Annotated in this window: 21 protein-coding genes and 1 riboswitch; of the genes, 15 read left to right on the forward strand and 6 right to left on the reverse strand. The window is 73.1% G+C overall.

From position 1 onward, the window contains the following. Positions 1 to 100 precede the first annotated feature (100 nt). A riboswitch (cobalamin riboswitch) is annotated at positions 101 to 327 on the forward strand. 93 nt (positions 328 to 420) lie between these two features. Genes F9B16_RS14000 through F9B16_RS14010 form a run of 3 tightly spaced genes read left to right on the forward strand, consistent with a single transcriptional unit; the run spans position 421 to position 4,087 of the window. After that, positions 421 to 2,691 (forward strand): ribonucleoside-diphosphate reductase subunit alpha, encoded by a 2,271-nt coding sequence (locus F9B16_RS14000; RefSeq protein ID WP_225991614.1) that lies wholly within the window; start codon positions 421 to 423, stop codon positions 2,689 to 2,691. Between the two features lie 38 nt (positions 2,692 to 2,729). Continuing rightward, entirely contained in the window at positions 2,730 to 3,728 is a 999-nt protein-coding gene (locus F9B16_RS14005) for a ribonucleotide-diphosphate reductase subunit beta (protein ID WP_151540476.1), read from the forward strand. 59 nt (positions 3,729 to 3,787) lie between these two features. Continuing rightward, on the forward strand, positions 3,788 to 4,087 hold the full coding sequence (locus F9B16_RS14010) for a hypothetical protein (protein ID WP_151540477.1): 300 nt from the start codon (positions 3,788 to 3,790) through the stop codon (positions 4,085 to 4,087). Between the two features lie 47 nt (positions 4,088 to 4,134). Here the strand turns inward: F9B16_RS14010 and F9B16_RS14015 are convergent, their stop codons facing one another. Next, positions 4,135 to 5,118, reverse strand: a complete 984-nt coding sequence (locus tag F9B16_RS14015) for an aldo/keto reductase (protein ID WP_192808781.1) — start codon at positions 5,116 to 5,118, stop codon at positions 4,135 to 4,137. A 120-nt stretch (positions 5,119 to 5,238) separates the two neighbouring features. Between F9B16_RS14015 and F9B16_RS14020 the strand changes: the two genes are divergently transcribed. The 3 genes from F9B16_RS14020 to F9B16_RS14030 all read left to right on the forward strand — a co-directional run bounded on the left by F9B16_RS14020 (position 5,239) and on the right by F9B16_RS14030 (position 8,101). Further along, entirely contained in the window at positions 5,239 to 6,108 is an 870-nt protein-coding gene (locus tag F9B16_RS14020; protein WP_151540478.1) for a helix-turn-helix transcriptional regulator, read from the forward strand. A 68-nt stretch (positions 6,109 to 6,176) separates the two neighbouring features. Next, the gene (locus F9B16_RS14025) at positions 6,177 to 7,163 is read left to right on the forward strand and encodes a DMT family transporter (RefSeq protein ID WP_151540479.1); all 987 of its coding nucleotides are present in this window, start codon (positions 6,177 to 6,179) and stop codon (positions 7,161 to 7,163) included. Positions 7,164 to 7,174: 11 nt separating this feature from the next. Further along, positions 7,175 to 8,101: a LysR family transcriptional regulator gene (locus tag F9B16_RS14030; RefSeq protein ID WP_151540480.1), complete on the forward strand. Its 927-nt coding sequence runs from the start codon at positions 7,175 to 7,177 to the stop codon at positions 8,099 to 8,101. A gap of 18 nt (positions 8,102 to 8,119) precedes the next feature. On the opposite strand, the gene F9B16_RS14035 is transcribed toward F9B16_RS14030, so the two are convergent. Continuing rightward, positions 8,120 to 8,563, reverse strand: coding sequence for a MarR family winged helix-turn-helix transcriptional regulator (locus F9B16_RS14035; protein ID WP_151540481.1), 444 nt, complete (start codon positions 8,561 to 8,563; stop codon positions 8,120 to 8,122). Between the two features lie 121 nt (positions 8,564 to 8,684). Between F9B16_RS14035 and F9B16_RS14040 the strand changes: the two genes are divergently transcribed. The 4 genes from F9B16_RS14040 to F9B16_RS14055 all read left to right on the forward strand — a co-directional run bounded on the left by F9B16_RS14040 (position 8,685) and on the right by F9B16_RS14055 (position 13,974). Further along, the gene (locus F9B16_RS14040; RefSeq protein ID WP_151540482.1) at positions 8,685 to 9,320 is read left to right on the forward strand and encodes an MBL fold metallo-hydrolase; all 636 of its coding nucleotides are present in this window, start codon (positions 8,685 to 8,687) and stop codon (positions 9,318 to 9,320) included. Positions 9,321 to 9,362: 42 nt separating this feature from the next. Continuing rightward, a complete protein-coding gene (locus tag F9B16_RS14045) occupies positions 9,363 to 12,758 on the forward strand; it encodes a DUF4132 domain-containing protein (RefSeq protein ID WP_151540483.1) in 3,396 nt (1,131 codons plus the stop codon). A gap of 72 nt (positions 12,759 to 12,830) precedes the next feature. Further along, positions 12,831 to 13,433, forward strand: a complete 603-nt coding sequence (locus F9B16_RS14050; RefSeq protein WP_151540484.1) for a superoxide dismutase — start codon at positions 12,831 to 12,833, stop codon at positions 13,431 to 13,433. Between the two features lie 121 nt (positions 13,434 to 13,554). Then, positions 13,555 to 13,974 (forward strand): acyl-CoA thioesterase, encoded by a 420-nt coding sequence (locus F9B16_RS14055; protein WP_151540520.1) that lies wholly within the window; start codon positions 13,555 to 13,557, stop codon positions 13,972 to 13,974. On the opposite strand, the gene F9B16_RS14060 is transcribed toward F9B16_RS14055, so the two are convergent. The 3 genes from F9B16_RS14060 to F9B16_RS14070 form a co-directional block, all read right to left on the reverse strand. After that, positions 13,961 to 15,379: an amino acid permease gene (locus F9B16_RS14060; RefSeq protein ID WP_151540485.1), complete on the reverse strand. Its 1,419-nt coding sequence runs from the start codon at positions 15,377 to 15,379 to the stop codon at positions 13,961 to 13,963. The genes F9B16_RS14055 and F9B16_RS14060 overlap by 14 nt on opposite strands. A gap of 101 nt (positions 15,380 to 15,480) precedes the next feature. Then, a complete protein-coding gene (locus F9B16_RS14065; protein ID WP_151540486.1) occupies positions 15,481 to 15,879 on the reverse strand; it encodes a hypothetical protein in 399 nt (132 codons plus the stop codon). 96 nt (positions 15,880 to 15,975) lie between these two features. Next, positions 15,976 to 16,353: a winged helix-turn-helix transcriptional regulator gene (locus tag F9B16_RS14070; protein ID WP_151540487.1), complete on the reverse strand. Its 378-nt coding sequence runs from the start codon at positions 16,351 to 16,353 to the stop codon at positions 15,976 to 15,978. An 82-nt stretch (positions 16,354 to 16,435) separates the two neighbouring features. Here F9B16_RS14070 and F9B16_RS14075 point away from each other — a divergent pair, with 82 nt between their 5' ends. After that, positions 16,436 to 17,149 carry an SDR family oxidoreductase gene (locus F9B16_RS14075; protein WP_151540488.1) on the forward strand — a complete coding sequence of 238 codons (714 nt, stop codon included), beginning with the start codon at positions 16,436 to 16,438 and terminating at the stop codon, positions 17,147 to 17,149. Between the two features lie 7 nt (positions 17,150 to 17,156). On the opposite strand, the gene F9B16_RS14080 is transcribed toward F9B16_RS14075, so the two are convergent. Beyond that, positions 17,157 to 17,888 carry a PaaX family transcriptional regulator C-terminal domain-containing protein gene (locus F9B16_RS14080; RefSeq protein ID WP_151540489.1) on the reverse strand — a complete coding sequence of 244 codons (732 nt, stop codon included), beginning with the start codon at positions 17,886 to 17,888 and terminating at the stop codon, positions 17,157 to 17,159. A gap of 112 nt (positions 17,889 to 18,000) precedes the next feature. Here F9B16_RS14080 and F9B16_RS14085 point away from each other — a divergent pair, with 112 nt between their 5' ends. The 4 genes from F9B16_RS14085 (at position 18,001) to F9B16_RS14100 (ending at position 23,122) form a co-directional block, all read left to right on the forward strand. After that, a complete protein-coding gene (locus F9B16_RS14085; RefSeq protein ID WP_151540490.1) occupies positions 18,001 to 19,767 on the forward strand; it encodes an acyl-CoA dehydrogenase family protein in 1,767 nt (588 codons plus the stop codon). A gap of 1 nt (position 19,768) precedes the next feature. Continuing rightward, positions 19,769 to 20,539: a crotonase/enoyl-CoA hydratase family protein gene (locus F9B16_RS14090; RefSeq protein WP_151540491.1), complete on the forward strand. Its 771-nt coding sequence runs from the start codon at positions 19,769 to 19,771 to the stop codon at positions 20,537 to 20,539. 228 nt (positions 20,540 to 20,767) lie between these two features. Then, positions 20,768 to 22,015, forward strand: coding sequence for a cytochrome P450 (locus F9B16_RS14095; protein WP_151540492.1), 1,248 nt, complete (start codon positions 20,768 to 20,770; stop codon positions 22,013 to 22,015). 12 nt (positions 22,016 to 22,027) lie between these two features. Next, positions 22,028 to 23,122, forward strand: coding sequence for an NAD(P)-dependent alcohol dehydrogenase (locus tag F9B16_RS14100; RefSeq protein ID WP_151540493.1), 1,095 nt, complete (start codon positions 22,028 to 22,030; stop codon positions 23,120 to 23,122).

Consider the following 23,122-nt stretch of genomic DNA (forward strand, 5'->3'; position numbering starts at 1 on the left):
CATCGTCCCACCTCCGTCCGGGCGGCCGCATCCGACCCCCGGGATCCGATCCCGACGCGCCCTACATGTTGGGGTTGCGCAATGAGGATCAACAAGATGTAGGGTTCAATCCCGTGCTGGTTCGCCCCCGCCGCTCGCGGCGGGGGCGTCGCAAGAGGGAACCCGGTGCGAGTCCGGGACTGCCCCGCAGCGGTGAGCGGGAACGACCGCCGTCACAGGCACTGAACCGGGCGACCGGATCGGGAAGCGACGGCCAGTAGGTCGTGCCTCCGGAGGGAGGCGCGGCGCCCGCGAGTCCGAAGACCTGCCATGCACGCCGTACGTCCGAGGCTTCGCGGGTGAGCCGGGGGACGGTGCGCGGCAGCATGCCGTCGCGCCCGTTCGCATGCCCTCGCGAGGCCGGCTCACGAGGGAGAGAACGTGACAGTCACCATGCAGGCGCCGGCGGCGCCGGGGATCGCCGCCGACGTCGCGGCGGCCTGTGCCGGCATCGAGGGGACCGCGCCGGAACGGGTGCTCGGCGCGGTCCGCGCGGGGGACGGCGCGAGCGCCGCGGACCTGCGGGACCTGGCGATCGGGGAGGCCGCCGCGCTGGTCGCGGCGGAGCCGGGGTACTCGCGGGTCGCCGCGCGGCTGCTGGCCGGCCGGATCCGCGACGAGACCGCCGAGGCGGGCGTCCGGAGCTTCGCGGAGTCCGTCGCCGCCGCGCACGCCGAGGGCCTCCTCGCGGACGGCCCGGCCGCGTTCGTCGCGGCCAACGCCGCCGCCCTGGACGCCCTGATCGACGAGGAGGCGGACGACCGGTTCGGCTACTTCGGCCTGCGCACCCTCTACGACCGGTACCTGCTGCGGCACCCGCGCACCCGGCTCCCCCTGGAGCGCCCGCAGCACTTCTTCCTGCGGGTCGCGGTCGGCCTGTCCGACGGCGTGGAGGAGGCGGCCGAGCTGTACGGGCTGCTCAGCACGCTGTCGTACCTGCCCAGCTCGCCGACGCTGTTCAACTCGGCGGCGCGCCGCCCGCAGCTGTCGTCGTGCTTCCTGCTGGACTCGCCGCGCGACGAGCTGGAGGCGATCTACGAGCGGTACGGGCAGGTCGCGCGGCTCAGCAAGTACGCGGGCGGGATCGGGATCTCCTGGACGCGGGTCCGGTCGCGGGGGTCGCTGATCCGCGGGACGAACGGGCACTCGAACGGGATCGTCCCGTGGCTGCGCACGCTGGACGCGTCCGTCGCCGCCGTCAACCAGGGCGGCCGCCGCAAGGGCGCCGCGTGCGTGTACCTGGAGCCGTGGCACGCCGACGTCGAGGAGTTCCTCGAACTGCGCGACAACACCGGCGAGGACGCGCGCCGCACCCACAACCTGAACCTGGCGAACTGGATCCCGGACGAGTTCATGCGCCGCGTCGAGGCGGACGGGACGTGGTCGCTGTTCGACCCGAAGGAGGTTCCGGAGCTCACCGACCTCTGGGGCGACGCTTTCGACCAGGCGTACCGGGCGGCCGAAAAGGAGGGGCGGTACGTCCGGCAGGTCCCGGCCCGCAAGCTCTACGGGCGGATGATGCGCACGCTCGCGGAGACCGGCAACGGGTGGATGACCTTCAAGGACGCCGCGAACCGCGCCTGCAACCAGACCGCCGAGCCGGGCCGGACCGTCCACCTGTCGAACCTGTGCACCGAGATCCTGGAGGTCACCGGGGACAACGAGGCGGCCGTGTGCAACCTCGGGTCGGTGAACCTGGCGGCGCACGTGGCGCCGTCCGGGATCGACTGGGACCGGCTCCGCGCGACCGTCCGCACCGCCGTCCGGTTCCTGGACCGCACCATCGACCGCGGCTTCTACCCGACGCCCGAGGCGGAAACGGCCAACCGGAAATGGCGTCCCGTCGGGCTCGGCGTGATGGGGCTCGCGGACGTGTTCTTCACGCTGCGGCTCCCGTTCGACTCCGCCGAGGCCCGCGAGCTGTCCACCCGGATCGCCGAGGAGATCGCGCTCGCCGCGTACGCCGCGTCCGCCGACCTCGCCGAGGCGCACGGCCCGCTCCCCGCCTACGCCGAGACCCGCACCGCGCGCGGGCAGCTGCACCTCGACCACTTCCCGGACGCCGCGCCGGCCCGTCCCGCCGAATGGGACGCGCTCCGCGCCCGCATCGCCGAGGTCGGCCTGCGCAACTCGCTGCTGATCGCGATCGCGCCGACCGCCACGATCGCGTCCATCGCCGGCTGCTACGAGTGCATCGAGCCGCAGGTGTCCAACCTGTTCAAGCGCGAGACGCTGTCCGGCGAGTTCCTGCAGATCAACGGGTACCTCGTCGAGGACCTGAAGTCGCTCGGGCTGTGGAACGACGCCGTCCGCGAGGCGATCAAGCGCGCGAACGGCTCGATCCAGGGCCTCGTCGACCTGCCCGAGGAGATGCGCGAGCTGTACCGGACGGCCTGGGAGCTGCCGCAGAAGGCCCTCATCGACCTCGCCGCCGCCCGCACCCCGTACATCGACCAGTCGCACTCCCTGAACCTGTTCATGGAGACCCCGACGATCGGGAAGCTGTCCTCGATGTACGCCTACGCGTGGCGCAAGGGCCTCAAGACCACCTACTACCTGCGCTCCCGGCCCGCCACGCGGATCGCGCAGACGACCGTCGCCGCGACGGTCTGCTCCCTGGAGAACCCCGAGACCTGCGAGGCGTGCCAGTGAGCGCGCGAGCCCGAGAACCGCGAACCGGAGAACACCGCATGGCGTTGTTGGACCCCGGCATGGACCTGACCCTGCGGCCCATGCGCTACCCCGACTTCTACGAGCGCTACCGCGCCGCGATCCGCAACACCTGGACGGTCGAGGAGGTGGACCTCGCCTCCGACCTCGCGGACCTCGCCCGCCTCACGCCGGCGGAGCTGCACCTGGTGAACCGGCTCGTCGCGTTCTTCGCCACCGGCGACTCGATCGTGGCGAACAACCTCGTCCTCAACCTGTACAAGCACGTCAACGCGCCGGAGGCCCGGCTGTACCTGTCGCGGCAGCTGTTCGAGGAGGCCGTGCACGTCCAGTTCTACCTGACGCTCCTCGACACCTACCTGCCCGACCAGGACGAGCGGGCCCGGGCGTTCGCGGCGATCGAGCACATCCCGTCCATCCGCGCGAAGGCGGAGTTCTGCTTCCGGTGGATCGACTCGCTCGGGTCGCTGGACGAGCTGCGCACCGCCGCTGACCGGCGCGCGTTCCTGCTCAACCTGATCTGCTTCGCGGCGTGCATCGAGGGCCTGTTCTTCTACGGCGCGTTCGCCTACGTGTACTGGCTGCGGTCCCGCGGCCTGCTGAACGGCCTCGCGTCCGGAACCAACTGGGTTTTCCGGGACGAGAGCATGCACATGGAGTTCGCGTTCTCCGTCGTCGACACCGTCCGGGCGGAGGAGCCGGAGCTGTTCGACGCGGAGCTGACCGCGCAGGTCACCACGATGCTGGAGGAGGCCGTCGAGGTGGAGCTGGCGTTCGCCCGCGACCTGTGCGGCGACGGCCTGCCCGGGATGAGCGCCGGCGACATGCGCGCCTACCTGGAGTACGTCGCCGACCAGCGGCTCGCCCGGCTCGGCCTGCCCGTCCGGAACGGGACGGCGAACCCGTTCGCGTTCATGGAGCTGCAGGACGTCCAGGAGCTGTCGAACTTCTTCGAGCGCCGCGTCTCGGCGTACCAGATCGGGGTCGGGGGCGAGGTGGCGTTCGACGAGGCGTTCTGACGAACTTTCCGGCCGGGGCGCGCGTTGAACTGGGAGAAGCTAGGCCGAGGAGGAAGAACGTGGCTTCTCTCATCGACCGGATCATGAAGTTCGTCCGGGGACCGCAGGGGCAGAAGGCCCGGGCGAAGGCGGAGCAGTTCGCCCAGAGCCCCCAGGGGCAGAAGGCGCGGGCCAAGGCGGAGCAGTTCGCGCACGGTCCGCAGGGGCAGAAGGCCCGCGCCAAGGCGGAGCAGCTCGCCCGCAGCCCGCAGGCGCAGAAGGCGCGCGCGAAGGCGGAGCGGTTCATCAACGACCCGCGCAACCAGGAGAAGGCCCGCAACCTTCTCTCGCGCCTGCGCGGCGGCCCGCGGCGCCACTGATCGTGCCGACGGCCCGCCCCGGCCTGGGGCGGGCCGTCGGGTGCGGGTCAGGTGTCGAGGTTGGCGAGGTAGGACTCGTTGCCCTGGGCGCCCGCCGCCGCGTCCGGCGGGACGATCTCCTCCAGCCGCGCGAAGACGGACGCGTCCAGCGCCAGGTCGCCGGCGGCGGCGTTGGCGCGGGCGTTCGCGGCCTTGCGGGTCCCCGGGATCGGCAGCGCGCCCCGCTCGATCAGCCAGGCCAGCACCAGCTGCGCCGTCGTGACGCCCTGCTCGGCGGCGAGCGTCGCCACCCGGTCCGCGAGGGAGACGTTCCGTTCCACGTTGCCGGCCTGGAAGCGCGGGTTGCCGCGCCGCCAGTCGCCCGCCTCCAGGTCGTCGAACCCGCGGACCTGGCCGCCGAGGAGCCCGCGCCCGAGCGGGCTGTAGGCGACGAACGCGACGCCCAGCTCCGCGCACGCCGGGATCAGCTCCTTCTCGGGCGCCCGCTGGAACGGCGAGTACTCGGTCTGGAGCGCGGTCACGGGGTGGACGGCGTGCGCGCGGCGCAGCGTCCGCGCCGACACCTCCGACAGCCCGTACCCGCCGATCTTCCCGGCCCGGACGAGGTCGCCCAGCGCGCCGGCCGTCTCCTCGATCGGGGTCGAGGGGTCGAGCCGGTGCAGGTAGTACAGGTCGACGTGGTCGGTCCGGAGCCGCGACAGGCTGGCGTCCAGGGCCTTCCGGACGTACTCGGGCCGCCCCATGCCGGGCACGAGGATCCCGTTCGCGTCCTGGTTCCCGCCGAACTTGGTCGCCAGGACGTACTCGTCCCGCCGCTTCTCCAGCATGCGGCCGATCAGGGTCTCGCTGGACCCGGCGCCGTAGATGTCGGCGGTGTCGACGAACGTGACACCGGCGTCCAGCGCGGCGAGGAGCGCGTCGGCGGCGGCGTCGCCCTCCTCGACGCCGCCGTACACCGGCGCCAGGGTCATGGCGCCGAACCCCACCGCCGACACCCGCGGGCCGCCCGTTCCAAGGGTGCGATAGCGCACTGGTGAGCCACCTCTCGTCTCTCAGGGATACGCCTTCACCCTGCCTCGGGCCCGCCGCGACGACCAGTGCCCGCCGATGGCTAGGACCCGGAGGGCCACCCTCCGGGCACACTGGAGGCCATGGCGACACGCGAGATGGCGGACTTCCTGCGCTCCCGGCGCGACCGCATCAAACCCTCGTCCGTGGGCCTGCCCGACGGCGGGCGGCGCCGCGCCCCCGGCCTGCGCCGCGCGGAGGTGGCGCTGCTGGCCGGGATCAGCCCCGACTACTACATGCGGCTGGAGCAGGGCCGCGGCATCCGCCCCTCGCCGTCGGTGCTGGACGGGCTCGCCCGGGCGCTCGTCCTCAACGACGACGAGCGCGACCACCTCTACCGGCTGGCGCTGTCCCTGCCGTCACCGCCCTCCGCCGGAGCGCACGCGGCCCCGGGCGGGGCGGCGGACGGCCCGGTCGACCCGTCGGTGCGACGGCTGCTGGACGCGATCGATCCCGTCGCGGCGTACGTGATCAACCCGCGGCTGGACGTGCTGGCCTGGAACCGGACGGCCGCCGCGCTCATGCCGCACCTGGCGGAGGCGCCCCCGGCGCGCCGCAACATGCTGCGGTACGCGCTCTGCGACCCGCGCGCCCGCACGTTCTACGTGGAGTGGGAGGAGGTGGCCCGGCACGGCATCGCGCAGCTGCGGACCGCCACCGGCCGCGACCCGGACGACCCGGCGACGCGGGCGCTGGTCCGCGAGCTGTTCCGGACCCCGCACTTCGGCACCTGGTGGGACCGGCAGGACGTGAAGGGGCCGGGCATGGGCCGCAAGGAGTACCGGCATCCGGTGGTCGGCCGGCTGTCCCTCGACTACATCGGCATGGTCCTGCCGGGGACGCCCGACCACCAGTTCGTCACCCTCACCGCCCCCGAGGAAGGGCCCACGCGGTCCGCGCTGGAGAGGCTCGCCGCCATGGCCCGCTCCGGAGCAGCGCTCTCCGATGCGTAAGTACGGCTAAGCCTTTACGCAATGAAAAGTAACTGGATCTTTGCTGTGGGGTGCGGGACGTTGGCGGCATGCTCTCCCGCTTCGGTTCCGCTCACGTTCTCGCCCTGGCGGGCACCGTCGTGCTGTGGGCCTCGGCCTTCCCCGCCATCCGGGTCGGCATCGACGGCCTCGGCGTGGCGGCCCTGTCGTTCCTGAGGATCGTGGTCGCGGCCATAGCGCTGTGCGCGGTGGCGCCGCTGGCCAAGGTGCGCGCGCCCCGGCGCCGCGACCTGCCGATGATCGCCCTGTGCGGAGCCACCGGCGTCACCGCCTACCAGGCGCTGCTCAACTGGGGCGAGGTCCGGGTGGAGGCCGGGACCGCGAGCCTGCTGATCGCGACCGCCCCCGTGTTCAGCGTCCTGCTGGGCAGCCTGGTCCTCAAGGAGCGGCTGACCCGCACCGTCGTCGTCGGCAGCGTCGTCGCGCTCGCCGGCGCGGCCATGGTCGGCCTGGCCGAGGGCGCCGGCGGGTTCACCGTCTCGGCGCTCATCGTCCTGGGCGCCGCCGTCGTCCAAGGGACGTACCACTTCGCGACCAAGCCGCTGCTCCGCCGCTACACCGGCCTGGAGGTCGCCACTTACGCGATGGTCGCGGGAACCGTCTTCGCGCTGCCCCTGCTCCCCGCCGCGTGGCCCGCGGCCGTCCACGCGCCGGCGGACGCGCTGGGCTCCGCCGTCTACCTGGGCCTGTTGCCGTCCGCGCTCGGCTTCGTGATCTGGGCCTACGCCGTCGCCCGCCTGCCGCTCGCGGCCTCCACGGCGGCCCTGTACCTGGTGCCGCCGGTGGCGCTGGTCGTCTCCTTCGTCTGGCTCGGCGAGGTGCCCCACCCGATCGAACTGGCGGGCGGTGCGGTCAGCGCGGCGGGCGTGATCCTCATCCACCGGAGCGGGGCGGCTCCGGACCCCGACGACGCAACGGGCGGCGACGCCCCGGACAGCGACGCAACGGACGGCGACGCGCCCGAGGCCGCCGGGACACACTTGGAGTCACCAGCCCGATTCGAGCGATCCACGTAAGGAGCCCGTCCGTGCTCGACGTACGCCGTCTGCGGATCCTCCAGCACCTGGCCGCCTACGGCACCGTCGCCGCCACCGCCGAGGCCCTGCATCTGACGCCGCCGGCGGTCTCGCAGCATCTCGCCGCCCTGCAGAAGGAAGCGGGCACGCCCGTGGTGGAGAAGGCCGGGCGCACGCTGCGGCTGACCGCGGCCGGAGAGCTGCTGGTGGCCCATGCGGAGATCATCCTGGCGGAGCTGGCGGCGGCCGAGTCGGGGCTGGCCGCCCTGCAGACCGGCAGGCAGGGCATCGTCCGGATCGCGGCCTTCCCCTCCGCCGCCCGCGCTCTCATCGCGCCCCTGTGGCGGCGGCTGGCCGACGCGGACGCCTCGCAGGCCCCCTCGTTGCGGCTGTCCGTCGTGGAGCCCGATGAAGCCCTCGACCAGCTGCGGAAGCGCTCCACCGACCTCGCTCTGGTACACAGCTACACCGTGCTGCCGCGCGACTTCCCCGCGGCGTGCGAGCAGGCCGTCCTGATGGAGGAGCCGGTGCTGCTCGCCTTGCACCCCGCCCAGGCCGACGCGCTGCACCTGACGACCGGGCAGCCCGCGGACCTCTCGCGCCTGGCGGGCGTGCCGTGGCTGGCGCCCGGGCCGGAGACGTCCTGCCACGAGATGATCCAGCGAGCCTGCGGTACCGCCGGCTTCGTCCCGGACATCCGTGCCTGCGGCAGCGATTTCGCCGTGCTGACCGCCCTGGTCGCGGCGGGTGCGGGTGCCGCGCTGGTCCCGCGCATGGCGTTGCCGGAGACGGTCGGGGCCGTCAGCCTCCATCCCCTGGCCCAGCCCGTCTCCCGGACGATCTACACCGTCAGCCGTGCGGGCACCGGCAAGCGCCCCGACCTGCGGCGCGTGCTGGAACTGCTCCGCGACACGGCCGCCGGCGCATCCCGCGGCTGACCTCGGGCGACCACCAGGTCAGCGCGGCTCGGCGGTGTCGGCGGCGTGGGCGGTCAGGCGGTCCAGGAGGGCGGGGAGTTCGGCGAGGACGTCCTGTTCGGCGGGGGTGAGGGTCGTGGCGATGGCGGCGGCCAGCCAGTCGCGGCGGGCGCGGCGGTCGCGGTCGAGGGCGGCGCGGCCCTCGGGCGTGATCGCGATGACGCGGCCCCGGCCGTCGTGCGGGTCGTGGCGCCGGTGGACGTAGCCGAGGTCTTCGAGGTCCTTGACCGTCCGGCTCTGGCTCTGGTGCCGGACGCGGCGCCGCTGCGCGAGCGAGGCGATGCTCGCCTCGCCGTCGCGGTCGAGGAGGCCGAGCGTCTGCGCGACCGGCGGGGCGAGCGCGTCGGCCTGGGACCGGGTGATGCGGACCAGCGCGCCGATGGACGTGCGCAGGCGCTCGGCGAGGTGCTCGTGGTCCGGCATGGCGGCCTCCGGGCTTCGGGGATGCGGCGTCCGAGCCAGTCTATACAGCAAAGGTGTACAGTTGAAGCTGTACACCTTTGCTGTATGAGCTCCCGAGCAGCTGATGGAAGGAAGGCCGCCGATGCAGCTGACCAAGCACGCCCACGCCTGCGTCGTCCTGGAGAAGGACGGCACCACGATCGTCATCGACCCCGGGAAGTTCACCCCGGACGCGGAGGCCGCCGTCGCCGCCGCGGACGCCGTCCTGATCACGCACGAGCACTTCGACCACTTCGACGACGCCCTGCTCGGCGCCGCCCTCGACAAGCGTCCCGACCTGCACGTCTACGGTCCCGCCTCGGTGCGCGGCAAGCTGGGAGAGCACGGCGGGCGGGTGCGGGCCGTCGCGTCCGGCGACGCGCTGCACATCGGGGAGTTCGCGGTGACCGTGCACGGCGAGCGGCACGCGGTGATCCACTCCGACATCCCGATCGTCGACAACACCGGCTACCTGATCGACGGCCGGGTCTACCACCCGGGCGACGCCTACCACGTGCCCGACGTCCCGGTCGACACGCTGCTGCTGCCGACCAGCGGGCCGTGGACGAAGGTCGGCGAGGCCGTCGACTTCGTCCGGGGCGTCCGGCCGGCGCGCCTGCTGCAGATCCACGAGCTGATGCTCAGCGAGCTGGGGCAGAACTCGGTCGCCGCGATGCTGAACGGCCTGACCGGCCTGGAGATGGCGCTCCTCGCGCCGGGGGACGCCCGCGAAATCTGAACCGGCGGGGGATGTCGGGACCCTCCACTACGGTGTCCGAGCATGATCAAGAAGAGCCCTCCGCCGCCCGATGAGGACGTCCTGGAGGTCCCGCGGTCCTGGAGGCGGCACCTGCATCCCCGGCGCGGCGGCCACCCCGGGCCGAAGACCGAGATCTCCGGGACGCCCGAGGCGGAGATCGTCGCCCCTTACACGGCTGCGATCGAGACGGCGCTGAGCCACGCCAGGACCGACCCGGCCCTCGCGGCGGCGGCGCGGGAGCATCTCGCGGGCAAGGCCGATCCGCTGGGCGCCGCGGTGGTCGCCGTCGTCCCGGAGTCGGAGACCCATTCGGGCGAGGCGACCGTCCGGTTCCTGGACGCCTGGATCACGACGTACGGGCTGCCGTTCGCCGTCCGGGCCTTCGTCGAGCGGGTCGGCGTCGCGTCCGGCAGCGCCTACGGCACCGGCAGGGGCGGTGTGGTCGCGCTGGACGCCCCGAGCTTCAACGAGTACCAGCTCGGGGACGCCGCCAAGCGGCTCCGGACGGTGCTGGCCGGCGCCGACGAAGCCGCGTACCGCGAGGCGGTCGAGGTGCTCGCGGGGCTGCGCACGACGCCGATGCGCCGGATGATCGCCGCCTACCTCGTCCCGACCGAGCTGGACTGGGTCGCCGAGTGCTGCGCCCTCCCGGAGCACACGGTGCCGAGGGAGCTGCTGCTGCGGTCCCTGGGGTCGCCCGAGCACCTGAAGATCCTGGGCGCCGCCGCGCGCATCTCGGTCTCCGACTGCTACTCCATAGCGAACCTCGTCACCCTGGCCGAGGGCGTGGGTCCCGCCATCGCGCCGTTCATGGCCGAGGCGTTCGACCACCACCACGACAGCGCGCCGCGCCGCAAGGGGCTGCTGGAGGCGCTGGGCCGGCTGCCGAGCGACGAGGCGTTCCGGCTCATGCTGGCGCGCTGCGGGAACACGCACATGCGCGCCGCGCTGCGCGACACGATGCGGCGGTTCCCGGTGCGCGCGGTCCGCGTCCTGGCGACGGCTGCGGCCGCGGGCGATGCCACGGCCGGGGAACTGCTGGCCGACCATCTGCGCAGCGGCGCCGTGCCCGTCCCGCCCGACCTCCCGGCGGAGGCGCGCGCGGTCGTGGAGAAGCTGACCGCGGCGGACGGCCGGGTCCCCGAGGCCTCGGCCGGCGACCTGCCCCGCCTCCTGATCGATCCGCCGTGGGCCCGCACGCAGCCGAAACGCAAGCCGGTGGTCGTGAAGGGGCTCGCCGTCCCCGAGCGGCAGGACGTCGTGTGGGAGCCCGGCGAACGCGACGCCTGGCTGGCCACGCCGATCGCCGATCCCGGCGGGGGCGGCGTGACGATCCACGCCGTCCGGCCGACGGCCGCGGTGGACCCGACCTGGGAGAAGCGGATCGCGAACATCCGCGCGGGCGTGGTGCTGCACCCGGTCGAGCGGGAGCTCTACTGGCAGGGCGCGATGCTGGCGAAGGGGCCGGAGGAGCTGGTCCGCCCGGCGCTGCGCGAGTGGCGGCCCGCCGACTGGAACCAGCGGGGGCTCGGCACGCGCAACGCGTGGAGCCCGGACCACTGGCTCCGGCCGATCATCGCCCGCTTCGGCCTCGACGCGCTCCCGGTCGCGCTGAGCTTCGCCCGCGCCCGCCCGGCGCGCGGCGCCGGGCTGCTGCTGCCGTTCCTGGACGCCGAGGTCGCCGAGGCGATGCCCGGCTGGCTGCTGCGCGTCGCCGGGGCCCGCGAGCCGGCGTCCGCCTGGTTCGCCCGGCACGGCCGGGCGGCGCTGCCCTACCTGCTCCCCGCGGCCCTCGGCAAGGCCGGACGGGCGCGCACCGCCGCCGAGTACGCGCTCCACTTCGTCGCGGGCGGCGAGGGCGAGGACGCGGTGGTCGACGCCGCGCGCCCGCACGGCGAGCAGGCCGTCGCCGCCGTGAAGTCGGTGCTGTCCGGCGACCCGGAAGACCTGGTTCCCCGGAAGAAGGTCCCGGAGGCCACCGGAGTGAACGCCGAGGCGCTTCCCCAGGTGCTGCTGCGGGGCGGCGAGCGGGCGCTGCCCGTCCCGGCCGTCCGGCACCTGCTCACGTTGCTGGCGATGTCGGCGTCGGGCGAGCCGGAACCCGGGCTCGACGGCGTCCTCGACGCGTGCGACGAGCGGTCGCTCGCCGCGTTCGGCTGGGCGCTGTTCCGCGGCTGGCGGGAGGACGGCGCGGCGCCGAAGGACGCATGGCGCTTCACCGTCCTCGGCCTGCTCGGCGACGACGAGGTGGTGCGCGCGCTGGTGCCCCTGATCCGCGCCTGGCCGGGGGAGGGCGGCCACCATCACGCGGTGCGCGGGCTCGACGTCCTCGCCCGGATCGGGACGGACCTCGCCCTGCGCGAGCTCCACGCCATCTCCCAGAAGGCCCGATACAAGGGGCTCAAGCAGCGCGCGCAGGAGAAGATCGAGGAGATCGCGGCGGCTCGCGGCCTCACCCCGGAGCAGCTCGGCGACCGGCTGGTCCCCGACTTCGGCCTGGACGCGGCCGGCACGCTCGTCCTCGACTACGGGCCGCGGCGGTTCGCCGCCGGCTTCGACGAGACGCTGCGCCCGTACGTCCTCGACGAGAACGGCGGATGGCGGGCGGACCCGCCCAAGCCCGGCGTGCGGGACGACCCCGCGCTGGCCCCCGCCGCCCACCGGCGGTACATGGACCTGAAGAAGGACGTCCGCGCGATCGCGGGCCTTCAGCTCCGCCGCCTGGAACTGGCGATGACGACGGGCCGCCGGTGGACGCCGGACGAGTTCACCGCGTTCTTCGTCCGGCACCCGCTGGTGTGGCACATCGCCCGGCGCCTCGTCTGGCTCGCGGAGCACGGCGGCACGGCGACCGCGTTCCGCCTCGCCGAGGACCGCACCTGCGCGGACGTCACCGACACCGCCGTCACGCTGCCGGACGGCGCCGCCATCGGCATCGCCCACCCCCTGCACCTCGCGGACGCGCTGGACGACTGGTCCGGAGTCTTCGCCGACTACGAGATCACGCAGCCGTTCCCGCAGCTCGGACGGGTCGTGCACGCCCTCACCGAGGAGGAGAAGGCGGGCGGGCGGCTGGCCCGGTTCGAGAAGGCGACCGTCCCGTTCGGGAACGTCCTCGGGCTGGAGCGGCGCGGCTGGCACCGGGGCCCGGTCGACTCCGACGGCGGGATCGACTGCATGGTCCGCCCCGTCGCGGACCGGCGGTACGTCGTCGTCACGCTGGCGACGGGCCTCTATGCGGGGGACGTGCGCGCCTCGGGGGACCAGACGTTCGAGGCGGTCTGGATCGGCGCCGACCCGGCTCCCGAGCACTTCTCCCATCTCAGCCCCGAAGGCGGGCCGTACCGCTTCGGCGAGCTGGACCCGGTCACGGCCTCCGAAGTGATCGCCGACCTCGAGGAGGCGACCTCGCGCTGATCGCGCGGCGGGTCGGGCGGCGCGCTTGTTGCGTGCTGGACGTAACTGCGAATCATTTGCAATAGTGGCGGCATGGCTGACTACACGCTGCCCGACCTGCCGTACGACTACGCCGCGCTGGAGCCCGCGATCACCGGGGAGATCCTCGAACTGCACCACTCCAAGCACCACGCCGCCTACGTCAAGGGCGCCAACGACACGCTGGAGAGACTCGCCGAGGCGCGCGGCAAGGAGCAGTTCGGCGGGCTGGTCGGCCTGGAGAAGACGTTCGCGTTCAACCTGTCCGGGCACGTCCTGCACTCGATCTTCTGGGACAACCTGTCGCCGGACGGCGGCGACCGCCCGGACGGCGAACTGGCCGCCGCGATCGACGAGCACTTCGGGACGTTCGACGCTTTCCGCAAGCAGCTGACGACCGCGACATCCACCGTCCAGGGGTCCGGATGGGGCGTGCTCGCGTGGGAGCCGCTCGGGAAGCGCCTCGTTGTCGAACAGGTCTACGACCACCACGGGAACGTGGGCATGAACACCACGCCGCTGCTGGTCTTCGACGCGTGGGAGCACGCGTACTACCTGCAGTACCGGAACGTGCGTCCGGACTACGTCGAGAAGCTCTGGTCGCTCGTGAACTGGACGGACGTCAAGGCCCGCTTCGACAAGGCCCGAGCGGCGTAGGCGCCGCGGGCGCCGGGACCACGGCGCTCTCCAGGCCGGGATCGTGCTCAGAACCCTTTCCTTGCGGCCTGGAGGGCGCCGTGCCGCGTGTTACCAGCGGGTACATAGACTGGCGCGCGTGATGAGCGACTACCCGCACCAGGTGAGCGTGCCGACGCGCTGGAAGGACAACGACGTCTACGGCCACGTCAACAACGCCGTGCACTACTCGCTGATGGACACCGCCATCAACGAGTGGATGATCGGCAAGGCGGGGTTCGCGCCGCTCGACGCGCCGTCGATCGCCCTGTGCGTGGAGTCGCACTGCCAGTACAAGGCCGAGGTGTCGTTCCCGGACACGATCCGGCTCGGCCTGCGGATCGGCAAGCTCGGCACCTCCAGCGTCCGCTGGGAGATCGGCATGTACCGGGCGTCCGACGACGCGCTCATCGCCGAGGGCCACTTCGTGCACGTCTTCGTCGACCGCGAGACCCGCCGCCCGGTCCCGATCGCCGAGCCGATGCGCACCGAGATGTCCAAGCTGGCCGTCACTTCCGGTTGAGCAGCGAGTGCCGGCGGCTGTAGGCGAAGTAGATGACGCAGCCGACCAGGAACCACACCGCGAACCGCACCCACGTCTGCCATTCCAGGAACGTGATGAGCCAGACCGAGAACACGATCCCGACGGCCGGGACGGCCGGCATCCCCGGCGTCCGGAACTCCCGCGGCAGCTCGGGCCGCCGGTAGCGCAGCACGATCACCGCGACGCACACCACGATGAACGCCAGCAGGATCCCGATGTTGGTGAGCTCCGCCGCCTCCGCGATCGGCAGGAACCCCGCGATCACCGCGGACGCGGCGCCGAGGATCCAGGTGATCCGCGTCGGCACGTGCCGCACCGGGTGCGTGCGGGCGAACCAGCCGGGCAGCAGCCCGTCCCGGCTCATCGAGAACCACACCCGCGTCGCGCCCATCATGAACGTGAACAGCACCGTCAGGACGCCGAGGATCGCGCCGACCGCGATGATGATCCCGACCGTGTTCAGACCGACCGACTTGAACGCCGAGGAGAACGCCGCGTCCGGGTTGATGTCCCGGTAGTCGACCATCCCGGTCAGCACCAGGCAGGCCGCGACGTACAGCACCATCGAGATCGCCAGCGAGTAGATGATCGCCTTCGGCATGTGCTTGCGCGCCTCCTGCGACTCCTCCGCCGCGGTGCTCATCGCGTCGTAGCCGAACACGGCGAAGAACACCGTCGCGGCCCCGGTGAACGCGCCGGACAGCCCGAACGGGAAGAACGGCGAGTAGTTCCCGCTCCGGATCTTGAAGACGCCGACCACGATCACCAGCAGGACGATCCCGACCTTCAGGTACACCAGCGCCGTCTCGAACCGCGCCGCGTTCCGCATCCCGAGGTTCAGCACCCACGCGATCAGCAGGCACAGCAGCGCCGCGAACAGGTTGACCTTGTAGCTGCCGTCCGCCACGCCCTTCGGCTCGGTGCCCGGCGCCCCGCTCATCCACAGCGGCAGGTGGACGTGCATGAACCCGAGCAGGTCGTCGAAGTAGCCGGATATCCCGATCGCGACCACCGCCACGATCGCGGTGTACTCCAGCAGCAGGTCCCAGCCGATCGCCCACCCGGTGAACTCGCCGAGCACCGCGTACCCGTACGTGTACGCCGACCCCGCCTTCGGGATCAGCCCGGCGAACTCCGCGTACGAGAACGCCGCCGCCGCGCTCGCCACCCCCGCGACCAGGAACGAGATCAGCACCGCCGGCCCGGCCTTCTCGTTGGCGACCGCCCCGGCCAGCGAGAAGATCCCCGCGCCGATGATGCCGCCGACCCCGATCGCGGTCAGCTGCCACAGCCCGAGCGTCCGGGTCAGGCCCGCGCTCCCCGGCTCGTCCTCGATCTGCTCGATCGGCTTCCGCCGGACCATCCCGTCCAGGACCGAAGGCATGCAGCCACCTCCCAGGCACCGTCGCCACGGAAGATCATGTGCCCGCCCCCCGCCCCCCAAACCCGCCGCCGCCTCCTCGGTAAGGACCGATTCCCCGCCGGCTACTGACGCCCGTCCGGCCACACCTGGACGAAGGCCTGCCCCGCCGCCTCGACCACCCGCACCCGGTACGCCCCGGGCGCCGTGCCGAGCTCGACCGGCCATAGGCGCGCGATCCTCCCGTCGAGCCGGAACAGTGCCAACGGCCCGGAGGTACGCGGCCGGCCACCGTCCACGACGCCGTGATCCCGCTCCGGAACCGGCGGCGGCCCGTCCCAGAGGGACACGCGCACCGCCTGCCACCGTGCCGGGTCGACGCTCACCACGACGCCCTCCTCGTCGCACAGCCGCTCCGCCTCCTCCAGGGACCCGGGCGCCGACCCGGGCGCCGCGCCGACGAGGCCGAGCCGCTGGAACGCGCCGTCCGTCTTCAGCACGGACCAGTCGACGAGCCGGGCCACGGGCTCTTCGAGCCAGAACTGGAACAGGTACCGCTCCCGCCCTTCCAGCGCCTCCCGGCCAGCCTCGAACTCCGAGTCGCCCAGGTCGGGAGGAGGTTAGGGGGTGGCGGTGACGTTCGAGTGGGACGCGGTGTCGTAGGCGTGCTGGGCGGTGATGATCTCGGCGGCGTGCTCGCGGATCCAGCCGGTCAGGCCGCGGAGGGGGACGGTGATGCCGCGGCCGAGCGGGGTGAGGGCGTAGGTGACCGAGGGCGGGACGGTCGGCTCCACCGTGCGCAGGACGAGGCCGTCGCGGACGAGGGTGCGCAGGGTCTGCGACAGCATCTTCTCGCTGACGCCCTCGATGCGGTCGCGGAGCTCGTAGAAGCGCAGGTCGGAGGAGTCCAGCGCGGTGAGGACGAGGATGCCCCACCGGCGGGTCACGTGGTCGAGGACGACACGGGCGGGGCAGTCGCGGCGGAAGACGTCGTCCATCAGGGCACCAACTCTCGCGGCATGGGCTTACCTATAGGTACGTACTTTCGAAAGGTTAGCCCTGTCTCCTAGCGTGGCCGGCATGGAACCAGTCGCGCTCGTGACCGGTGGGGGCCGTGGCATCGGCGCCGCCACCGCAAGGAGACTCGCCCGCCGCGGATACCGCGTGGTCGTCAACTACTTCCGGGACGAGGCGTCGGCGGAGGCCGTCGCCGCGGAGACGGGCGGGACGGCGATCCGCGCCGACGTCCGCGACCCGGCCGAGGTGGCGGCGCTCGTGGCGGCGTGCGGGCCGGTCACGGCGCTGGTGTGCAACGCGAACATCGACCCGTCGTTCGGGCCGGTGCGGTCGCTGCCGTGGGAGGCGTTCATCGGGAAGGTGGAGGGCGAGCTCGCCGCCGCGTACCACGTGACCCAGGCCGTGCTGCCGGACATGCCGGCGCAGGGGCGGATCGTCTACGTGTCGAGCCTGAGCGCCGACCTCACGCGGCCGATGACCGGCGCGCACACGACGGCGAAGGCGGCGCTGGACGCGTTCGCCCGGCACGTGGCGGCGGAGGCGAGCCCGGTGGCGGTCAACGTGGTCGCGCCGGCCGCGGTGCGCACCGAGGGGTCGTCGGCCGCGCGGACGCCGGAGATCGAGGAGGCGCTCGCCGGACGGTCGGTGCTGGGGCGGATGGTGGAGCCGGACGACGTGGCGGCGGTGATCGCCGCGGTGGTGGACGGGTCGCTGCCCGCGGTGGCGGGCGCGCGCATCCCGGTCGACGCGGGGTTCCGGGTGCTCGCGGCGCCGTGAGCGGGGTTCAGGGCTGGAGTTCGCTGGTGAGGAGGCGGGCGAAGTCGGTCTCGAAGCGTTCGTAGCCGGTGCGGAGGGCGTCGCCGGGCCAGCCGGGCGGGAGGAGTTCCGGCGGCAGGATCGGGTCGTGGAGGAGGTGGCGGAGGGCCGCGGCGGCGAGGGTGAAGCGCTCGGCGATGGTGCCGGCGCCGGTGAGGGACGCGCGGAGCGCCTCGGCGGTGGCGGCCCAGCCGTCGAGGTCCCAGAGCGTCCGGGCGAGGACGGCGGGGTCCTGCTCGGGGCGGCCTTCGAGGAAGGTGCACTGGCGGACGACGGTCTCGGTGCGGGGCCGGTCGAGGTTGGCGGGGCGCAGCCAGGTGCCCTCGCGCAGTTCGGCGAGGCGGAGCGCGGACATGGCCTGGCGGAGGGCGGCGCGGTCGGCGGCGGGGCGGCGCTCGGCGGTGATGACGGCGATCTCCCAGGTGCCGTCCCAGGGGCGGGTGCGGGGGCGGCGGCTCTCGTCCTGGCGGGCCTGGCGCCGCAGGAGCCGGTCGGTGAGGGCGTACTTCCCGTCGGTCTGGACGAGGTCGCCGGAGGTGACCATGCGGGAGAGCGCGACGCGGATCGTGCCCTCGGCGATGCCGAACAGGTCGCCGACGCGGACGAGGTGCCGGGCGGCGAGGCGGGGCGGGTGGACGCCCAGCAGGGTGCTCAGCACGACCGAGCGCGCGGTGAGGGGGCGGATCTGGAGCGTGTCCATGGCTGCTGCGGACTTTATCCGGTGCGGGCCCGGCGGGGCGCGGCGTCCGGGTGCGGACACCGGTGAGATTACAGTCTTCCATCACGTGACAAAGAAGCGTAATGTCCGGGGCATGGCCTCTTACCTGACCGAGCCGTTCGACCGGCTCCCGTTCGGCGGCGCGGACAAGGCCCGCCGGTACGCGACGGAGCGCTACCAGGGGGCGGCGGGCCTCAACTGGTACGACTGCGACCCGACGCTGCGCTTCCTGATGCGGCGCCACCTCGGCGACGGCTTCGGCTGGGCGGAGCCGCGGCTCCGCGAGCTGGGCGCGCTCATGGGCGGCCCGGTGAACGCGTGGGCCGAGGAGACCGACCGGAACCCGCCGCGGCTGGAGAAGTACGACCGGTGGGGCCGCGACATCAGCGAGGTCGTGATGCCCGGGTCGTTCGAGGCGTCCCGGCGGGAGCTGGTGGCGACGTCGTTCACCAGGCCGGACTTCATCGCGGAGGCGAAGGCGAACGGCGTGGACCCGGCGCCCCTCGGCGTCGCCTGGAGCTACCTGCTCGACCAGGCCGACATCGGCATGGCGTGCGCGCTCGGCACGGGCGGCGACATGGTCGTCGGGCTCACCGAGCTGTTCGCGCCGGACGAGGTGAAGGAGCGCGTCCGGGAGCTGTTCGCGGCGGGCGCGTTCTCCGGCGAGGCCGCGCAGATGCTCACCGAGCGGTCGGGCGGCTCGGACCTCGGGGCGCTGGAGTCGACGGCGACGCGGGACGGCGACGCGTGGCGGCTCAACGGGTTCAAGTGGTTCGCGTCGAACGCGAACGGGTCGGCGTTCGTCGTCCTCGCGAAGCCGGAGGGCGCGGTGGACGGGGTGCGCGGCATCGCGCCGTTCCTGGTGCTGCGGGAGCGGCGGGACGGGTCGCGCAACGGGGTGCGGATCCGCCGGCTGAAGGACAAGCTCGGCACCCGGTCGGTGGCGTCCGCGGAGATCGAGTTCACCGACGCGGAGGCGTTCCTGCTGGCCCCGGCGTCGAGCGCGGGCGAGGGCGGGGACGGCAAGGGCCTCGCCCGGATGATGGAGCTGACGAACGGCGCCCGGCTCGGCATCTCGATGATGGGGCTCGGCTGCGCGCGCCGGTCGCTGGTGGAGTCGCTCTGCTACACGCGGGCGCGCGAGGCGTTCGGGGCGGCGCTGGACGAGCAGCCGCTGATGCGCCGCAAGCTCGCGGAGATGATCGTCGAGACGGAGGCCGTCCAGGCGCTGGTGTTCGACGGGTACCTCGGCAGGCCCCGGCTGCGGATCGGCGCCGCGCTCATCAAGCTGCGCGCGGCGCGGCTCGGGGTGACGGCGGCGAGCGACGCGATCGAGATCCACGGCGGCAACGGCTACATCGAGCAGTGGCCGGTCGCGCGCATCCTGCGGGACGCGCAGGTCAACCCGATCTGGGAGGGCGGCGACAACATCCTGTGCCTGGACGTCCGCCGCGCCATCGAACGCAACGACGCGCACGAGCCGCTCCTCGACCGGCTCACCGAGGCCGTCGCGAACGCGCCCGCCGGCGACGACGCCACGGCCGACCTCGTCAACGAGCGGATCGGGCACGTCCGCGAGGCGATCGAGAAGTGGCGCGGCCTCGACCGCACCACCGCCGAGGCGCGCCTGTACCCGCTCGCGCAGTACATGGCCGACGTCTATGCGGCGGCGCTGCTGCTGGAGCAGGCCGGCTGGGAGCGCGCCGACTCGGGCGCCGACCGCAAGGCGCTCGTCGCGCGCCTCTATGCTCGCAGGCACCTCGCCGACGCGGGCCCGCTGCGGGCGATCGACGCGCCGGCCGAGGACCTCGACCGCTTCAAGGACCTCGCGGACGGCGCGTTCGTCCACGTTGGGGAGTGAGATGCAGGTAAGGAGCGAGCGCCGCGGGCCCGTCACGACCGTGATCATGTCCCGTCCGGAGGCGCGCAACGCCGTGGACGGGGCGACCGCGGACGGGCTCGCGGCGGCGTTCCGCGCGTTCGACGCCGACCCGGACGCGAGCGTCGCCGTCCTGTGGGGCGAGGGCGGGACGTTCTGCGCGGGCGCCGACCTGAAGTCGATCGGCACCGAGCGGAGCCCGCGGGTGGACGCGCCGCCCGCCGACGGCCCGCTCGGCTGCACCCGGATGCGGCTGTCGAAGCCGGTGATCGCGGCCGTCGCGGGGCACGCGGTCGCGGGCGGCATGGAGCTGGCGCTCTGGTGCGACCTGCGGGTCGTCGAGGAGGACGCGACGTTCGGCGTGTACTGCCGCCGCTGGGGCGTGCCGCTGGTGGACGGCGGGACGTTCCGGCTGCCCCGCCTCATTGGGACGAGCCGCGCCATGGACCTGATCCTCACGGGCCGTCCGGTCGGCGCGCGGGAGGCGTTCGACATCGGCCTCGCGAACCGGCTCGTCCCGCCGGGGACGTCCCGGGAGGCGGCGGAGGAGCTGGCGGCGGACCTCGCCCGGTTCCCGCAGGCGTGCCTGCGCAACGACCGCATGTCCGTCCTGGACGCGGAGGGCCTGCCGGAGGACGAGGCGCTCGCCGTCGAGTACCGCCACGGCCTAGGCTCCCTGCAGGACGCCCTCGAAGGCGCCGGACGATTCACCGCCGGCCAGGGCCGCCACGGAGACTTCACTGACCTGGGCTAATGGCGCCCGCGAGTAACCCGGCACTTACGGTCACGCCCACGGCGTTCTAAGCTCGACTTTCAACCACCCGAGCGTTGCGATCGCGAGCGAAGCCGGATTCGAGCTTGCGAGAATCCGATCGCGCAGCGAGCCCCTGGGCGAGCCGGAGCGATGCAGCGATCGCCGCAATGCCCGTTGAAGGAAGGCCCTCCAGGGCCTGACGCCGAGGGCAGTGCCAAAAGGAGCAGCATGACCCTGAGCGTGGACGAGGCGGGCCGGGCGCTCGCGGATCCGAAGGCGTACGCCGACGACGCGCGGCTGCACGAGGCGCTCGCGCTGCTGCGGCGCGAGGCGCCGGTGCGGTGGGTGGAGGCGCCGGACTACACGCCCTTCTGGGCGATCACGAAGCACGCGGACGTGCTGGAGATCGAGCGGAACCACGAGATCTTCCTGAACGCGCCGCGGCCGCTGCTCGGCACCGCCGAGTTCGACGAGCTGAACCGGCAGCGCGCCGAGCAGGGCATCGCGCTGCGCACGCTGATCCACATGGACGACCCCGACCACCGGGTCGTCCGGGCGATCGGCGCGGACTGGTTCCGGCCGCGCGCGATGCGGGCGCTGGAGCCGCGCGTGAAGGAGCTGGCGAAGCGGTACGTCGACCGGATGGTGGAGTTCGGCGGCGAGTGCGACTTCGCGCGGCAGGTCGCGGTGCACTTCCCGCTGTACGTCATCCTGTCGCTGCTCGGCCTGCCGGAGAGCGACTTCGACCGGATGCTGAAGCTGACGCAGGAGCTGTTCGGCGGCGACGACGACGAGCTGCAGCGCGGCCAGTCGAACGAGGAGAAGCTGCAGGTCCTGCTGGACTTCTTCGCGTACTTCCAGGGCCTGACGGAGGAGCGCCGCAAGCATCCGACCGACGACCTCGCGTCCGCCATCGCGAACGCGCGGATCGACGGTGAGCCGCTCAACGACTTCGACACCGCGTCGTACTACGTCATCATCGCGACGGCCGGGCACGACACGACCAGCGCGACGATCGCGGGCGGCCTGCAGGCCCTCATCGAGCACCCCGACCAGCGGAAACGGCTCACCGAGAACCCGGAGCTGATGCCGCTCGCGGTGGACGAGATGATCCGCTGGGTCACGCCGGTGAAGGAGTTCATGCGGACCGCGACCCGCGACTACGAGCTGCGCGGCACGACGATCCGCGAGGGCGACGCGGTGCTGCTGTCCTACCCGTCCGCGAACCGCGACGAGGAGGTGTTCGACGACCCGTTCGCGTTCGACGTGGGCCGTGACCCGAACAAGCACCTGGCGTTCGGGTTCGGCGTGCACTACTGCCTGGGCGCGGCGCTGGCCCGCATCGAGGTCCGCGCCTTCTTCGAGGAGCTGCTGCCGCGGCTCGGCTCGATCGAGCTCGCGGGCCCGGCGGAGAGCATCGCGACCACGTTCGTCGGCGGCCTGAAGCGGCTGCCCGTCCGCTACTCGCTGGCCTGAGAGGACGCCCTCGTGCAGATCGACGCCGCGGTGCTGCGCGCCGCAGACGCCCCCTACACGATCGAGCGCGTGGAGCTCGCAGACCCGGGGCCGGGCGAGATCGTCGTCCGGATCGCGGGCGTCGGGATGTGCCACACCGACCTGCTCGGACGGGTGCCGGGCGACCTGGTCGGCAAGCCGGTGATCCTCGGGCACGAGGGGTCCGGGGTGGTCGAGGCGGTGGGGCCGGGCGTCGCCGGCGTCACCCGGGGCGACCACGTGGTCATGTCGTTCGACTCGTGCGGGACCTGCGCGAACTGCCGGGACGCGAAGCCCGGCGCGTGCCCGCAGATGGCCGCGCTGAACATGATCGCGGTGCCGCTGGACGGCACGCCCCGCGCTCTCGACGCCGGCGGGAACGCGGTCGGCAACCGCTGGTTCGGGCAGTCGTCGTTCGCGTCGCACGCGCTCGGCACCGTGCGGAACGTCGTCCCGGTGACCAAGGACGTGCCGCTGGAGAAGCTCGGCCCGCTCGGCTGCGGCGTGCAGACGGGCGCCGCGTCGGTGCTGGTCTCGCTCGGCGTCCGCGCCGGCGACAGCATCGCGGTGTTCGGCGCGGGCGCGGTCGGGCTCTCGGCGGTGATGGCGGCGAAGGTCGCGGGCGCCACCACGATCGTCGCGGTCGACCTGAACGACGCGCGCCTCGACCTGGCCCGCGAGCTCGGCGCCACCCACACGATCAACGGCGCCGACGACGACATCGCCGGTCGGATCCGGGGGTTGTCGGGCGGCGAGGGCGTCCAGTACTCCTTCGACACGACCGCCGTCCCGTCCGTGGTGTCGGCGGCCGTCGCGTCGCTGCGCACCACCGGCGTCTGCGGCCTCGTCGGCGTCGGGTCCGAGGAGTACCGGCTCGACCCGAACCTGCTGCTCATGGGCCGGACGGTCAAGGGCATCATCGAGGGCGACGCCGTCCCGCACACCTTCATCCCGATGATGATCGACCTGTGGCGCAAGGGCCTGTTCCCCTTCGACCGCCTCATCGAGACCTATCCGCTCGACCAGATCAACCAGGCGGAGGCGGACGTGACGTCCGGCAAGGTCGTCAAGCCGGTCCTGATCCCGTAG

The sequence above is a fragment of the Actinomadura montaniterrae genome, from assembly GCF_008923365.1.
Classification (GTDB): domain Bacteria; phylum Actinomycetota; class Actinomycetes; order Streptosporangiales; family Streptosporangiaceae; genus Spirillospora; species Spirillospora montaniterrae.

What these genes read in the sequence shown, in the direction of transcription:
- F9B16_RS14080 (WP_151540489.1), bottom strand. Translation starts at nt 17,888, where the DNA reads ATGGACACGCTCCAGATCCGCCCCCTCACCGCGCGCTCGGTCGTGCTG.
- F9B16_RS14020 (WP_151540478.1), top strand. Translation starts at nt 5,239, where the DNA reads ATGGCGACACGCGAGATGGCGGACTTCCTGCGCTCCCGGCGCGACCGC.
- F9B16_RS14075 (WP_151540488.1), top strand. Translation starts at nt 16,436, where the DNA reads ATGGAACCAGTCGCGCTCGTGACCGGTGGGGGCCGTGGCATCGGCGCC.
- F9B16_RS14055 (WP_151540520.1), top strand. Translation starts at nt 13,555, where the DNA reads ATGAGCGACTACCCGCACCAGGTGAGCGTGCCGACGCGCTGGAAGGAC.
- F9B16_RS14070 (WP_151540487.1), bottom strand. Translation starts at nt 16,353, where the DNA reads ATGGACGACGTCTTCCGCCGCGACTGCCCCGCCCGTGTCGTCCTCGAC.
- F9B16_RS14040 (WP_151540482.1), top strand. Translation starts at nt 8,685, where the DNA reads ATGCAGCTGACCAAGCACGCCCACGCCTGCGTCGTCCTGGAGAAGGAC.
- F9B16_RS14050 (WP_151540484.1), top strand. Translation starts at nt 12,831, where the DNA reads ATGGCTGACTACACGCTGCCCGACCTGCCGTACGACTACGCCGCGCTG.
- F9B16_RS14060 (WP_151540485.1), bottom strand. Translation starts at nt 15,379, where the DNA reads ATGCCTTCGGTCCTGGACGGGATGGTCCGGCGGAAGCCGATCGAGCAG.
- F9B16_RS14085 (WP_151540490.1), top strand. Translation starts at nt 18,001, where the DNA reads ATGGCCTCTTACCTGACCGAGCCGTTCGACCGGCTCCCGTTCGGCGGC.
- F9B16_RS14005 (WP_151540476.1), top strand. Translation starts at nt 2,730, where the DNA reads ATGGCGTTGTTGGACCCCGGCATGGACCTGACCCTGCGGCCCATGCGC.
- F9B16_RS14045 (WP_151540483.1), top strand. Translation starts at nt 9,363, where the DNA reads ATGATCAAGAAGAGCCCTCCGCCGCCCGATGAGGACGTCCTGGAGGTC.
- F9B16_RS14090 (WP_151540491.1), top strand. Translation starts at nt 19,769, where the DNA reads ATGCAGGTAAGGAGCGAGCGCCGCGGGCCCGTCACGACCGTGATCATG.
- F9B16_RS14035 (WP_151540481.1), bottom strand. Translation starts at nt 8,563, where the DNA reads ATGCCGGACCACGAGCACCTCGCCGAGCGCCTGCGCACGTCCATCGGC.
- F9B16_RS14095 (WP_151540492.1), top strand. Translation starts at nt 20,768, where the DNA reads ATGACCCTGAGCGTGGACGAGGCGGGCCGGGCGCTCGCGGATCCGAAG.
- F9B16_RS14025 (WP_151540479.1), top strand. Translation starts at nt 6,177, where the DNA reads ATGCTCTCCCGCTTCGGTTCCGCTCACGTTCTCGCCCTGGCGGGCACC.